The sequence below is a fragment of the Microbacterium sp. NPDC058062 genome, from assembly GCF_042885375.1.
Lineage (GTDB): Bacteria > Actinomycetota > Actinomycetes > Actinomycetales > Microbacteriaceae > Microbacterium > Microbacterium trichothecenolyticum_C.
Map to the genome: position 1 here is coordinate 244,148 of NZ_JBHVSC010000006.1, position 13,674 is coordinate 257,821.

The window sequence follows — 13,674 nt, forward strand, 5'->3', positions numbered from 1 at the left end:
GTCCCGTCACCCTGGAGGCGTGAGAGTCGCACTGCTCGCCGAATCGTTCCTGCCCCACATGAACGGGGTGACGGGGTCGGTGCTCCACGTCCTGCGGCATCTGGCCGCCGAAGGACACGAGACGCTCGTCATCGCACCGCGCGCCGGGGAGATCACCACCGATCTCCACGGCGCCCGCACCGAGCTGCTGCGCTCGGCGCCCCTGCCGTCGTATCCCGAGGTGCGCGTGGTGTTCGCGCGCGCCGCCCGGCTGACGGCGATCCTCCGCGAATTCCGGCCGGACGTCGTGCATCTGGCGTCGCCGTTCGTACTCGGCTGGCAGGGTCTCGCGGCCGCCGACGCGCTGCGCGTGCCCTCCGTCGCCGTCTACCAGACCGACGTGGTCGCGTACGCGGAGAAGTACGGGATGCCGCAGGCCGCCGCGCTCGTCGGACGCCACATCGGGCGGCTGCACCGACGCGCGACGCTCACCCTGGCGCCGTCGACGGCGTCGCTGCTGCAGCTCGAGCGCCTCGGCGTCGACCGCCTCCGCCGCTGGGGGCGCGGGGTCGACGTCGAGCGCTTCGGCCCGGAGCGGCGCAGCGACGGCTGGCGTGCGGAGGTCGCGCGGGGAGAGACGATCGTCGGCTACGTCGGCCGCCTCGCCCCCGAGAAGCAGGTCGAGGATCTCGCGGCGCTCGCCGGGCTCCCGGGGACGCGCCTGGTGATCGTCGGCGACGGACCGTCACGACCCGCACTCGAGCGCGCGCTGCCCGACGCAGTCTTCACCGGGCACCTCACCGGAGCCGCGCTCGCCGAGGCGCTCGCGAGCTTCGACGTGTTCGTGCACCCCGGCGAGAGCGAGACGTTCGGGCAGACGATCCAGGAGGCGCTCGCCAGCGGCGTGCCGGTCGTCGCGACCGGCGTCGGCGGACCCGTCGATCTGGTGCGATCGTCGGTCGACGGCTGGCTTTACCGGCCCGGCGACCTGGTCGACCTGCGCGCGCGGGTCGCCGATCTCGTCGGCGACGACGGCAAACGCCGGGCGTTCGCTGCGGCGGCGCGCGAGTCGGTGCGCGAGCGCACGTGGCACGCCGTCTGCAGCCGCCTGGTCGAGCATTACGACGAGGCACGGATGCTGCGCCCCATCGACGACGCGCAACCCCAGCGTGCGGCGACCCGGCCGGCGGTCCCCACGCCCGCTCCGCGGCGCTCGTGGTCGCGGTTCGTCGCGCTGGGCGACTCCATCACCGAGGGACTGTGCGACGCCTCGCGCATGCCGGCGGGCCAGTACCGCGGGTGGGCGGACCGGCTCGCACAGCTGCTCGCGCACGCGGGCGGCTCCGGGGAACCGTTCCGCTACGCCAATCTCGCGGTGCGCAGCCGCCGGGTGCGCCACCTGGTCGAGGAGCAGGTGCCGCAGGCGCTCGCCCTGCGGCCCGAGCTGGTGTCGATCCTCATCGGCGCGAACGACCTCGTCGCACGCCGAGTCGATCCGGTCGCCGTCGCCGGCGAGCTGGAGCAGGCGGTGCGCGCGCTGCGCGGCGCCGGGGTGGACGTCCTGCTCGCGACGCCGTTCCTTCCGCGCCGCCGTGCCGCCCGGCTTTTCGCCCGCCGGTTCGCGGTGTTCGCGTCGGAGCTGCGGCGCATCGCGGCGGCGACGGGCGCCGTGCTGCTCGACACGGACGCGTTCCTCGACGGGCAGGGCCTGCCTGCGATCGGCGACCTGGACCTGTGGGCCGACGACAAGGTGCACCTGCGCCCTCGCGGGCACCGCTACCTCGCGTACCGCGCGGCCGAGGCGCTCGGGGTTCCCGACGCCGAGGCGCTCGGCGAGCTCGATGCCAGCCTCCACGCTGACGACGACCCGGTGCTGCCGGGCACGTGGCTGCGGCGGGATGCCCTGCCGTGGGTCTGGCGGCGCCTCCACGGGCGCACGGCCGGCGACGGGCTCGTCGCCAAGCACACGGACTACGTGCTCATCGGCCCCGGTGATGTGCCGGCCCGCGTGCACGCAGGCTGAGGCATCCACGCGCCTCCGCCCGCGCCGCGCGATCCGCCACAACTCCTCAGATCCGAACGAACAGCGCGCCCTCGGACGCTCGGTCCGAGGAACTCCGCCGCATCTGAGGAGTTGTGACAACGATCGACCCGGTCAATCCGCCTGTCCGATCGTGCGCCGGGCCAGCAGCGCGGCCGCGAAGAAGCAGAGCGCGCCGACGCCCGTGCCGAGGTTCGCCCACAGCGGGCTCACGAGCTCACCGGTCGACGGCACCACGAACGCTGCGACCGCCGACACCCCGAAGGCGATTGACCCCAGCAGGTTGAGGCCGGTGCCGTGCCACGTGCGCGCGTCGCGATCCCACAGCGTCCCCCGGTCCTTCGTCGCCACGACCGCCAGCACGCTGGAGACGAGGAAGGCCGCGGAGCCCCACGCGTCAGGCCGCCATCCGGCCCCGACGTAGTCCGGATCCGTGACCGCGGCGATGAGGGCGGCGGCGGTCGACACGTTGAACAGGAGCGTGCCGGCGAACTGGATGGCCGCGGCCCACCAGTCGAAGCGGTCCGCCCGGTTCATGCGCGCGTCCGGTGTGCGGCGCCCGCTCAGCAGGAGCTGGATGAGACCCGCCGTGGTGAAGAAGATCGATCCGGCGAAGAACGTGACGTTCGCGCCGACAGGACCCGCCCACGCGGCGTAGGCCGGGACGACGCCGATGAAGAACAGCGCCGACCCGACCGCGAATCCCCAGGACTCCCGCCGGAGTCGCCGGATCCGCCGCGCGGTCGGGTCCAGCGGTCGTCGCGCGCTCAATGGTGGAAGCTGGGGCCGATGCCGGGGTGGGGCATGGGGCTGTCGAGCGAGTCGAGGAACTCGGTCTCGCTCTTGATGTCCTTCAGCAGGTCCTCGGCGAGGTCGCGGCTGAGCCCGTTCCGGCACACGATGCGCATGACGGTCTGCTCCGACAGCTCTCCCGAGAGCGGATACGCGGGGACGAGCCATCCCTTGATCCGCAGTCGTTCGGACAGGTGGTACAGCGTCCACTTGTCGGTGTGGCCCTCCGTGAGCCGCCAGGCGAACACCGGGATGTCGGTGCCGTCGCTGAGCAGCTCGAACGCGTCGAGCTCGCCGATCGCCGACGAGAGGAACACGGCGACGTCCTGCGAGGCCTGCTGGATCGCGGTGTAGCCGGCGCGACCGAGGCGTAGGAACCGGAAGTACTGCAACAGCACCTGCGTGCCGGGGCGCGAGAAGTTGAGCGCGAAGGTCGGCATCGAGCCGCCCAGGTAGCTCACCTTGAAGACGAGGTCGTCGGGCAGCGCTGCGGCGTTGCGCCAGACGACCCAGCCGACGCCCGGGTACACGAGCCCGTACTTGTGACCCGACGTGTTGATGGACTGCACGCGCTCCACCCGGAAGTCCCACTCGAGGTCGGGCTGCAGGAACGGCGCGATCATGGCTCCCGACGCGCCGTCGACGTGCATCGGGATGTCGAGCCCGGTCTTCGCCTGGATCTCGTCGAGCTTCGCGGCGATGGCCTTCACCGGCTCGTAGGCGCCGGTGTAGGTGACGCCCACGATCGCGACGACGCCGATCGTGTTCTCGTCGACGTAGTCCTCGAGCCCCGTGCCGTCCATCAGCGGATGCTCCTCGGTGACGGGGACCAGCCGCATCTCGACGTCGAAGTAGTTGCAGAACTTCTCCCAGCACACCTGGACGGCCGAGCTCATGATGAGGTTCGGCTTCTCGGTGGACTTGCCGGCGGCGCGTCGCGCGTGCTGCCAGCGGCGCTTGAGCGCGAGACCGCCGAGCATGCACGCCTCGGACGAGCCGATGGTCGACGTGCCGATCACGTCGTCGTTGTCGGGGACGTTCCACAGGTCGCCGAGGATGCGCCAGCAGCACTCCTCGATGGCGGCCGTGGCCGGGTACTCGTCCTTGTCGATCATGTTCTTGTCGGCGGAGTCGACGGCGAGCTTGTTGGCGTAGTCGTCCATCCAGGTGCCGACGAAGGTGGCGAGGTTCAGCCGCGCGTTGCCGTCCAGCATCGTCTGGTCGCGGATCACCCGGTACGCCGTCTCGGGCAGCATCTCGCCCTCGGGGATGACGTTGTACCTCGCGGTCGTCGCCTCGCCGGCGCGGGTGAAGGTGGGCTGGAGCGCTTCGTCCTGGTACATGCATCCTCCGTCGCTTGCGGACCTGTCGCGCGGGCGCGCGCCACGGCGCATGCGATGCCCAGTCCACCGCACCCCCGGATCGGTCCCTTCCGTGCCGAAGCTATACCGCTGAGGTCGTGCCGTCATCCCCTAGATCGCGTGAGAGGGCGATGTCCCGTCGCTGCTCGCCTACGTGCGGGATGGATGCTGCGCCCACGCGTACTCGGACTCCGGCCGGCCGCGCGTGCCGTAGCGCGCCGCGCGCTCTGCGCGACCCTCGGCCACGAGATGCTCGAGGTAGCGACGGGCGGCGACGCGCGACATCCCCAGCCGCTCCGCGGCCTCCGCGGCCGAGACAGGTCCGCGCTCGCGCACCTCGTCGCTGATGCGGGCGAGCGTATCGGCGGAGAGGCCCTTCGGCAGCGCGACCGGCGTCGCGGGTCGCAGCGCCCCGAGGAGCGCGTCGATCTCGGCCTGCGTCGGCGCGCCCGCGGCTTCGGCCGCGCGCCGCCGGAACTCGCGGTATTGCTCCAGGCGCTCGCGGAAGACCGCGAAGGTGAACGGCTTGACGAGGTACTGCGCGACGCCGAGCGACACCATCTGCCGCACGACGTCGGCGTCGCGGACTCCCGTGATCGCGATGACATCGACGGCGGCGCCGCGGGCGCGCACGTGCCGCAGCACGTCCAGCCCCGTGCCGTCCGGCATCGTGACGTCCAACAGCACGAGGTCGATCTCGTCCCCGCGCTCCAGCACGGCGTCGATCGCGGCCCGAGCGCCCGTGCACTCGGCGACGGCCTCGAAGTCGTCCAGGCGCGCAAGGTAGTCCCGGTGCAGCTCGAGCGTGAGTGCATCGTCGTCGACGAGGAGGACGCGGATCATGTCGCCCTCGCCGGAAGGATGACCACGAAGACCGTCGGGTCGTCGCGCAGCTCGACGTGGCCGCCGGCGCTCGCCACGATCGAGCGCACGAGCGCGAGGCCCACACCGCGTCCCTCGGCTCCGCCGGGCTTGGTGCTGAAGCCGTGCTCGTAGATGCGCTCGCGCAGCGCCTCGGGCACGCCGGTGCCGCTGTCCGACACCTCCATCCGCAGGGCCGCGGGGGAGGAGGTCGTCCTCCCGAACACGACGCGCACCCAGCGCGGCGCATCGGCGGCGGCCGCAGCATCCATCGCGTTGTCGATCAGGTTGCCCACGACCGACACCGCGTCGACAGGCGACAGCACGCTGCGCGGCGCGTCCGGGTCGATCTCGGCCGACCACTCGATGCCGCGCTCACGTGCCTGGGCCGCCTTGCCGAGCAGCAGCGCCCCCACGGTGGGGTCGCCGCCGCGCCGGGCGGCCACCTGGTCGACGAGCTCCTGGCTCTGCCGTGACGTCTCGGTGAGGATCTCGATCGCCTCGCCGGTGCGGCCGAGCTCGAGCAGCGACACGGCGGTGTGCATGCGGTTGCCGTGCTCGTGGGTCTGCGCGCGCAGCGCCTCGCCGAGCGTCCGCACGGACTCGTACGACGCGACGGCGTCGCGGATCGTCCCGGCGGGCAGGTCGCCCGCGACGCGCCGTGTCGTGCGACGGGCGAGCCACGCGCCCACGAGGCCCGCCGCGAGGAGAGCGAGGGCGATCGACACGACGAACGGCAGCCGCGGCAGGATCTTCGACCAGATGCTGCCGATCGTGACGCCGACCGAGACCCAGCCGACGAGTTCGCCCTCGGCCGTCACCGGCACGATCGTCCGCACCGACGGGCCCAGCGTGCCCGTGAACTCCTCGGTGAAGACGCTCGGCGTGCTCGGGATCGTGCCGAGATAGTGCCGGCCGATCTCGGCGGGGTCGCGGTGGCTGACGCGGATGCCGTCCGGGGTCATGATCGTGACGAAGTCGAGGCCCGTCTGCGCCATCACGTCAGCCGCGAGCGGCTGCAGCGCCTCCGAAGGGTCGGGTGCGCTCAGGGACTCGGCCACCTCGGGCAGTGACGCGAGGGACGACGCGACGGCTCGCGTCACCTCCTCCGCCTCGTTCCGTTCGGAGCGCTCCGCGTCGAGCACGAGCACGGCGGCGAGGGCGGCGACGATCACGGCCGCCGAGACGGCGACGACGACGAACACGCGCGATGCCGCGCTGCCCTGCTGCGTCTTCGCTGACATGGCCCTCCTCGTCGATGCCGCCGCATCCATCCTCGCCCGTCGAGGGCGGCTGAAGGGAGTCCGCGGGTGCGACCAATACGACCGTAAATCGCCGGCCGCCGCCGCGGCGCGCACGCTGTCTCACACGCCGCACCATCGAGCGGCACCGCGGAAACACCGCCGTTTCATCCCGCAGGAGGCAATGATGGCTCTCTCGACCCGCACCACGTCCTTCACGCTCCCCGGCTTCAACTGGAGGCGTGGCAAGCAGGCGTGGGACAAGCACACCTGGCTCTACCTCTCGGTCATCGCCGCCGTCGTCCTCGGCGCGATCGTCGGGCTGGTCTGGCCCGACGTCGGCGTCGCGCTCAAGCCGCTCGGCGAGGGCTTCGTCGCCCTCATCAAGATGATGATCGCGCCTATCATCTTCTGCACGATCGTCGTGGGCGTCGGGTCCATCGCGAAAGCGGCCACCGTCGGCAAGATCGGCGGTCTCGCGCTGCTGTACTTCATGGTGATGTCGACGTTCGCGCTCGCCATCGGCCTCGTCGTCGGCAACCTGCTGCACCCGGGCGAGGGCCTGAACATGGCGAACGCCACCTACGAGGCGACCGCCGAGGCGAAGACGACGCAGGAGTTCATCCTCGGCATCATCCCGACGACGTTCTTCTCGGCCTTCACCGGTGAGAGCGTGCTGCAGGTCCTGTTCATCGCGCTGCTCGTCGGCTTCGCGCTGCAGCAGATGGGCGACAAGGGCACGCCGATCATGAACGCGGTGAAGCACCTGCAGGCGCTGGTCTTCCGCATCCTCGGCATGATCCTGTGGCTCGCGCCGATCGGAGCCTTCGGCGCGATCGCCGCCGTGGTCGGCACCACCGGCGTCGCCGCGATCTGGGCGCTCGGCACCCTGATGGTCGCGTTCTACATCACGTGCGTGATCTTCATCGTGGGCGTCCTCGGCACGCTGCTGTACGCCGTCACCCGCGTGAACATCTTCAGCCTCATCAAGTACCTGGCGCGCGAGTACCTGCTGATCGTGGGGACGTCCTCGTCCGAGTCGGCTCTGCCCCGCCTCATCGCGAAGATGGAGCACCTCGGCGTCTCGAAGCCGGTGGTGGGCATCACCGTGCCGACCGGATACTCCTTCAACCTCGACGGCACCGCGATCTACCTGACGATGGCATCGCTGTTCATCGCGAGCGGCATGGGGGCCCCGATGTCGATCGGCCAGCAGATCGGCCTTCTCGTCTTCATGATCATCGCCTCGAAGGGCGCGGCCGGCGTCACCGGTGCGGGCCTGGCGACTCTCGCCGGCGGTCTGCAGGCGTACCGGCCCGACCTGGTGAACGGCGTCGGCGTCATCGTCGGCATCGACCGGTTCATGTCGGAGGGCCGTGCCCTCACGAACTTCACCGGCAACGCCGTCGCGACGGTGCTGATCGGCACGTGGACGAAGGAGTTCGACGCCTCCCGCGCGCGCCGCGTGCTCGCCGGGGAGCTGCCGTTCGACGAGACGACCTTGTCGGGCGACGGCCACGACGGGATGTCGCCCGCCACGGACGCGGTCGGGGTGCAGGGCCTCGAGGAGGCTGCGATCAGCGAGGCGGAGGCCAAGGAGCGCCGCGCCCGGGAACGCGAGCAGCTGCTGTCGCGCTGAGCGGACGGCACGGGCGGGCGCGGGTCGGACCCGCGCCCGCCCGTTCAGTCGTCCGGGGCGATCTCGCCGGCCTCGATCGCCGACTCGCGCTCCTCGAGCTCGAGCTCGTCGACATCCTCTTCGACCGCCTCGAGCGGGTCGATGGTCGGCGGCGGGAGCTCGAACTCCACACTGTCGTCGACGGGCACGTCGCGCTCGTCGTCGGGGATGCGCTCTCGGAAGTCGCTCATGGCCTGCTCGCGATCATTCCTCGCCGTACGGCGGCAGCTCGTCTTCCTCGATCTCGCCCTCGAGGGGAGGGGCGTCGTCCTGACCGTCCAGGTCGGGCAGCTCGTCGGCCTCGTTCGAGATCTCGTGGAACGTCGGGTCGAAGACCATGGCCTGCTCCTATCCGCTCTTGCGACGGAACTCGCGCTTCGTGACCGCGCCGTGCGTGCCGTGGATCGCCGAGTCGCCATCCATGTGGGACTCGCCCTCGCGGTGATTCGCGTTCTTCTTGTCGAGTGCTTCCTTGAACTTGCGCTTCATCTCATCGGATGCCGCAGACGCCGGCTTCTCGTCGGTGCTCATGCCCCCACCCTAGGCGCGGCATCCGACGCTCGCCAGGGTGGGGGTCATCCGGGGTGCTGCTGATAGGCTTGGGCGGGTTGCCCTGGGGCAACCGCTCAATTCCACATGTGAGCTACACGGAGCAGGCCGGCAGGAAGCTGGTCCCCTGTGGTGGATTCCCCGCCGGACGACGTCGGGTGATCTTCTACTGGTGACCAGCGCTGGCGAACCCCGCGGCACTCCCGCGCGCCGAGATCTGCCTGTTCCTGCTCCTTCGCACAAGCTCGTGCGCGAAACGCGCGTGCGAGCCTAAACAAAGAAGGAGAGACCTCTTGGAAGGTCCTGAAATCACCGCCGCTGAAGCCGTTCTCGACAACGGCCGCTTCGGCACCCGTACCGTCCGGTTCGAGACCGGGCGACTCGCGCAGCAGGCACAGGGTGCCGTCGCCGCGTACCTCGACGAGGAGACGATGCTCCTGTCGGCGACCAGCGCCGGCAAGTCGCCTCGTGAGGGCTTCGACTTCTTCCCGCTGACCGTCGACGTCGAAGAGCGCTCGTACGCCGCGGGCAAGATCCCCGGATCGTTCTTCCGTCGCGAGGGCCGCCCCTCGACCGAGGCGATCCTCGTCTGCCGTCTCATCGACCGCCCGCTGCGCCCGTCCTTCGTCGACGGTCTCCGCAACGAGGTGCAGATCGTCGTCACGGTGCTCTCGATCGCGCCGGGCGAGTTCTACGACGCGCTCGCGATCAACGCGGCCTCGCTGTCGACCCAGATCTCGGGTCTGCCGTTCTCGGGCCCGATCGCCGGTGTGCGCCTCGCGCTCATCCCGGGTCACGGCGAGCACGCCGACCAGTGGATCGCGTTCCCGACGGTCACCCAGCTCGAGGAGGCCGTGTTCGACCTCATCGTCGCCGGTCGCGTCCTGCCCGACGGCGACGTCGCGATCATGATGGTCGAGGCCGAGGCCACCGAGCACAGCTGGAACCTCATCAAGGCCGGTGCCACCAAGCCGAACGAGGAGATCGTCGCGCAGGGCCTCGAGGCCTCGAAGCCCTTCATCAAGGAGCTCGTCGCGGCGCAGAACGTCGTCGCCAACACCGCGGCGAAGGAGATCAAGGAGTTCCCCGTCTTCCTGCCGTACAGCCAGGAGACGTACGACTTCGTCGCGCACCGCGCGTACGACAAGCTCGTCCCGATCTACCAGATCGCCGACAAGCAGGACCGCCAGAACGCCGACGACGAGCTGAAGGACGCCGTCAAGGCGGAGCTGCTCGCCGCCGTCGAGGCGGGCGAGCTCCCGGCCGTCGCGACGACCGAGTTCTCCGCCGCCTACAAGTCGGTCACCAAGAAGATCGTCCGCGGTCGCATCCTCGCCGAGGGCGTCCGCATGGACGGCCGTGGCTTGGCCGACATCCGTCCGCTCGACGCCGAGGTGCAGGTCATCCCGCGCGTCCACGGCTCGGCGATCTTCCAGCGCGGCGAGACCCAGATCCTGGGCGTCACCACGCTGAACATGCTCAAGATGGAGCAGCAGATCGACTCGCTGTCGCCGGTGACGAGCAAGCGCTACATGCACCACTACAACTTCCCGCCCTACTCGACCGGTGAGACCGGCCGTGTCGGCAGCCCGAAGCGTCGCGAGATCGGGCACGGCTTCCTGGCCGAGCGCGCGCTCGTGCCGGTGCTGCCCAGCCGCGAGGAGTTCCCGTACGCGATCCGCCAGGTGTCCGAGGCTCTCGGCTCCAACGGCTCGACGTCCATGGGATCGGTGTGCGCCTCGACCCTGTCGCTGCTGAACGCGGGTGTGCCGCTGCGCGCCCCCGTCGCCGGCATCGCGATGGGTCTCGTGTCGGACGAGGTCGACGGCCAGACGCGCTACGCCGCGCTGACCGACATCCTCGGCGCCGAGGACGCCCTCGGTGACATGGACTTCAAGGTGGCCGGCACGAGCGAGTTCGTCACCGCGATCCAGCTCGACACGAAGCTCGACGGCATCCCGTCGTCGGTGCTCGCCGCCGCGCTCACGCAGGCCAAGGACGCGCGCCTCACGATCCTGGGCGTGCTCAACGCCGCGATCGACGGCCCGGACGAGATGGCTCCGACCGCCCCGCGCGTCATCAGCGTGCAGATCCCGGTCGACAAGATCGGCGAGCTGATCGGCCCGAAGGGCAAGACGATCAACGCGATCCAGGACGAGACCGGCGCGCAGATCTCCATCGAGGAGGACGGCACCGTCTACATCGGCGCGACCGACGGCCCCTCGGCCGAGGCCGCCCGTGCCCAGGTCAACGCGATCGCCAACCCCACCAACCCGGAGGTCGGCGAGCAGTTCCTCGGAACCGTCGTCAAGATCGCGACGTTCGGCGCGTTCATCTCGCTCCTGCCCGGCAAGGACGGCCTGCTGCACGTCAGCGAGGTCCGCAAGCTCGCCGGCGGCAAGCGCGTGGAGAACGTCGAGGACGTGCTCTCGGTCGGTCAGAAGCTGCTCGTCAAGATCACCAAGATCGACGACCGCGGCAAGCTCTCGCTCGAGCCGGTGCTCGAGGAGCCTGCTGACCAGGAGGGTCGCGCCGCGGCCAGCGAGGGCCCGGAGGCTCCCGCCGAAGGTTGACACACCTCGCCGTCCGGTGGAACCGGTCGATGAACGACGGATGCCCGTCCCCGAGGGGGCGGGCATCCGTCGTAGGTCGTCCGGTAGGTGCTTCACGCACCCTGTCCACCGAACAGGGGACGTATCCCCTAGGGATCAGCGCTTCGTGACCAAAGCGTTATGTAATGTTTATCCATAGTTCGCCTCAGTGAACGGCTCCCTGTCCGGACTGGCCTACCCTGTGTGTAAGCGCCGGGGGGCGCGCATAGTGATCACGACTCCCGTAGGGGATCTCGTGAGGGGGTGGCACATGGCTTACTTCGGCGTTGACTCGACGCTCCCGTCGTCGAGTCCGGATGTCGCGTCCGCGCAGCCGGGCGCCGTCGTGCGCGGCCCGCATCCCTCGGCTCCGATCCCCGTGCAGGGCCCTTCGATCGGCAGCAACGTGCGCGTCGCGCTCGGCGAGAGCGGCTCGCACATCTTCCCGCTGATCCTCGGCGCCGCCGAGTTCGGGTGGAACGTCGATCTCGAGTCGAGCCACGCGATCCTCGACACGTACGCCGAACTGGGCGGCAATGCCGTGCACACCGCCGACAGCTACTCGAGCGGGCGCAGCGAGCACATCATCGGTCAGTGGCTGCAGTCCCGCGGTCTCCGCGATGACATCGTCCTGGCCGTCCGCGTGGGCGGCCACGCCGACAACCCCGGTCTCGGCCCGGTCAACCTCGTGCGCGCCGTCGAGGCTTCACTGACCCGCCTGCGCACCGACCGCATCGACGTCCTCTACCTCGACGCGACCACCGATCGTGCGTCGTCGCTCGAAGACACGCTCGCCACGGCGGAGTGGCTCGTCGAGACCGGCAAGGTGCGGGCGCTGGGCGCGATCGGCTACAGCGCCGCGCAGCTCGTCGAGGCGCGCATCTTCGCGTCGGCGGGCTACCCCCGCATCACGGTGCTCGACGTCCCCTTCAACGTGCTGCGCCGCCACGAGTTCGACGCCGATCTGCGTCTCGTCGCCGGGGCGCAGGGCATGGCGGTGACGCCGTCGCACGCGCTCGAGCACGGGTTCCTCGCGGGCCGGCAGCGCTCGAAGATCCGCGGCGCCCTCTCGGTGCGCGGCGCGCAGCTCGCGGCCAACCTCAACCGCCGGGGGAGTCGTACGCTGCGCGCGCTCGACGCCGTCGGCGCCGAGCTGGGCGTCCCCGATGCGGCCGTGGCCGTCGCGTGGCTGCTCTCGCAGAAGCTCGTCACCGCGCCCATCGTGAACGCGTACGCGCCGCAGCATGTCGAGGAGCTCGTGCAGGGCGTCGGCGTCCGCCTCAGCCGCGGCCAGCTGTCCGACATCGGCCGCGCCTCGGAGTAGCCTCCACGCGGGTCCGGAGCCTCGGCGACGCGCCCGTTCACAGGCTCGCGGGCCGCATCCCCGGGTTGTCGTAGGGTGGAGGAAGTGCCTTTCCCCCAGGCACGCGATCCCCGACGGAGTGAGCTGCGTGACGCACTACATCTACCTCGTGCGGCACGGCGAGCATCAGGACGCCGAGCACGGACTCGTCGACGGACCGCTGTCGCCTCGCGGTCGCCGGCAGGCCGCGCTGCTGGCCGACCGGCTCTCCGGGGTTCCGTTCGACGCGCTCTGGCACTCGCCGCTCGAACGCGCCAGCCAGACCGCTCGCGCGGTCACCGAACGGATGCCGTCGCTCACGCCTGAACCGTCCGCGCTGCTGTTCGACTGCGTGCCGACGGGCATGACCGACGAGACCCCCGCCGCCTTCGAGCCGTTCTTCGGATCGATCACCGAGGCCGAGATCGAGGCGGGTCGCGCCCAGATGTCGGACGCGACGAGCGAGTTCCTGGCGCGCAAGCGCGGCGAGGTGCACGAACTCCTGATCACCCACAACTTCGTGATCGCGTGGTTCGTCCGCGAGGTGCTGCAGGCGCCCGACTGGCGCTGGATGACGCTCAACCAGGCGCACTGCGGGCTGACGGTGATCGCGCAGAAGCAGGGGCGCCCGTGGACGCTCCTGTCGCACAACGACCTCGCGCACCTTCCGGTCGAGCTGCGGACCGGCCTGCCCGAGGTCTACCCCGTCTGACCCGTCTCCGCGCTCAGAGCACCTTGCCGTACCAGCGGGACGCGTTCGGGTTGTCGTTGTAGGGCTCGATCGCGACGAATCCGGTGCGCGCGTAGAGCGCTCCGGCGGCCTCGAGCGAGTGGTGCGTGTCGAGCACGAGCTCGGCGGCGCCGAATCCGCGGGCGCGCTCGACGAGGTCCTCGACGAGCAGGCGCCCCCATCCGCGCCCGCGGGTGACCGGCCGCAGGTACAGGTGCTTCAGCTCGTATCGCGGGCCGAGCGGCCCGTCGGGGATGAGGCGGATGCCTCCGCAGCCCTGTGCGGCGCCCTCGTCGTCGTCGAGCACGACGAAGACGCCGGCGGGCGGCACGAAGGCCGCCGGATCGGGGAAGGTCGTCCGATACGCGACGCCCTGGTCGGCGAATCCCTCGGTGCGGATCCGGAAGTACTCGGCGAGGAGGTCGTGGGCGTCGGGCGCGTCGACGGGGGAGGGGCGTAGAGTCACCACACCTCCAGCGTAGGCGTCTGCCGCGGTTGGAAGGCCCGGC

General features: G+C 70.6%; 13 protein-coding genes. 5 read left to right on the forward strand and 8 right to left on the reverse strand.

Features of this window, described 5'->3' with window-relative positions; all coding sequences use genetic code 11:
- The first annotated feature begins 19 nt into the window (after positions 1–19).
- A complete protein-coding gene (locus tag ACFVSU_RS19360; protein ID WP_387146756.1) occupies positions 20–2,002 on the forward strand; it encodes a GDSL-type esterase/lipase family protein in 1,983 nt (660 codons plus the stop codon).
- 132 nt (positions 2,003–2,134) lie between these two features.
- Here ACFVSU_RS19360 and ACFVSU_RS19365 read toward each other — a convergent pair whose 3' ends face one another.
- From ACFVSU_RS19365 to ACFVSU_RS19380, 4 genes are all read right to left on the reverse strand, one after another.
- The gene (locus tag ACFVSU_RS19365) at positions 2,135–2,791 is read right to left on the reverse strand and encodes a hypothetical protein (RefSeq protein WP_387146759.1); all 657 of its coding nucleotides are present in this window, start codon (positions 2,789–2,791) and stop codon (positions 2,135–2,137) included.
- Positions 2,788–4,155 carry a glutamate decarboxylase gene (locus ACFVSU_RS19370; RefSeq protein WP_387146762.1) on the reverse strand — a complete coding sequence of 456 codons (1,368 nt, stop codon included), beginning with the start codon at positions 4,153–4,155 and terminating at the stop codon, positions 2,788–2,790. Before ACFVSU_RS19370 ends, ACFVSU_RS19365 begins: the two co-directional genes overlap by 4 nt.
- A 168-nt stretch (positions 4,156–4,323) precedes the next feature.
- Positions 4,324–5,016, reverse strand: a complete 693-nt coding sequence (locus ACFVSU_RS19375) for a response regulator (protein ID WP_387146765.1) — start codon at positions 5,014–5,016, stop codon at positions 4,324–4,326.
- Entirely contained in the window at positions 5,013–6,278 is a 1,266-nt protein-coding gene (locus ACFVSU_RS19380) for an ATP-binding protein (protein WP_387146768.1), read from the reverse strand. Before ACFVSU_RS19380 ends, ACFVSU_RS19375 begins: the two co-directional genes overlap by 4 nt.
- Positions 6,279–6,462: 184 nt before the next feature.
- On the opposite strand from ACFVSU_RS19380, the gene ACFVSU_RS19385 reads away from it, so the two are divergent.
- Positions 6,463–7,914, forward strand: coding sequence for a cation:dicarboxylate symporter family transporter (locus ACFVSU_RS19385; RefSeq protein ID WP_387146771.1), 1,452 nt, complete (start codon positions 6,463–6,465; stop codon positions 7,912–7,914).
- Between the two features lie 44 nt (positions 7,915–7,958).
- Here the strand turns inward: ACFVSU_RS19385 and ACFVSU_RS19390 are convergent, their stop codons facing one another.
- The 3 genes from ACFVSU_RS19390 to ACFVSU_RS19400 are packed head-to-tail and all read right to left on the reverse strand — an operon-like array spanning position 7,959 to position 8,484.
- Positions 7,959–8,144, reverse strand: coding sequence for a hypothetical protein (locus ACFVSU_RS19390; protein WP_045297299.1), 186 nt, complete (start codon positions 8,142–8,144; stop codon positions 7,959–7,961).
- A 13-nt stretch (positions 8,145–8,157) separates the two neighbouring features.
- Entirely contained in the window at positions 8,158–8,292 is a 135-nt protein-coding gene (locus ACFVSU_RS19395) for a hypothetical protein (RefSeq protein WP_310289824.1), read from the reverse strand.
- Between the two features lie 9 nt (positions 8,293–8,301).
- Entirely contained in the window at positions 8,302–8,484 is a 183-nt protein-coding gene (locus ACFVSU_RS19400; RefSeq protein ID WP_310289826.1) for a DUF5302 domain-containing protein, read from the reverse strand.
- Between the two features lie 311 nt (positions 8,485–8,795).
- Here ACFVSU_RS19400 and ACFVSU_RS19405 point away from each other — a divergent pair, with 311 nt between their 5' ends.
- The 3 genes from ACFVSU_RS19405 (at position 8,796) to ACFVSU_RS19415 (ending at position 13,147) form a co-directional block, all read left to right on the forward strand.
- Positions 8,796–11,075 carry a polyribonucleotide nucleotidyltransferase gene (locus ACFVSU_RS19405; RefSeq protein ID WP_387146775.1) on the forward strand — a complete coding sequence of 760 codons (2,280 nt, stop codon included), beginning with the start codon at positions 8,796–8,798 and terminating at the stop codon, positions 11,073–11,075.
- A 289-nt stretch (positions 11,076–11,364) separates the two neighbouring features.
- The gene (locus ACFVSU_RS19410) at positions 11,365–12,417 is read left to right on the forward strand and encodes an aldo/keto reductase (RefSeq protein ID WP_387146779.1); all 1,053 of its coding nucleotides are present in this window, start codon (positions 11,365–11,367) and stop codon (positions 12,415–12,417) included.
- Between the two features lie 127 nt (positions 12,418–12,544).
- Entirely contained in the window at positions 12,545–13,147 is a 603-nt protein-coding gene (locus ACFVSU_RS19415) for a histidine phosphatase family protein (protein WP_387146782.1), read from the forward strand.
- A gap of 13 nt (positions 13,148–13,160) precedes the next feature.
- Here the strand turns inward: ACFVSU_RS19415 and ACFVSU_RS19420 are convergent, their stop codons facing one another.
- Positions 13,161–13,634, reverse strand: coding sequence for a GNAT family N-acetyltransferase (locus ACFVSU_RS19420; protein WP_387146785.1), 474 nt, complete (start codon positions 13,632–13,634; stop codon positions 13,161–13,163).
- Positions 13,635–13,674: the final 40 nt, after the last annotated feature.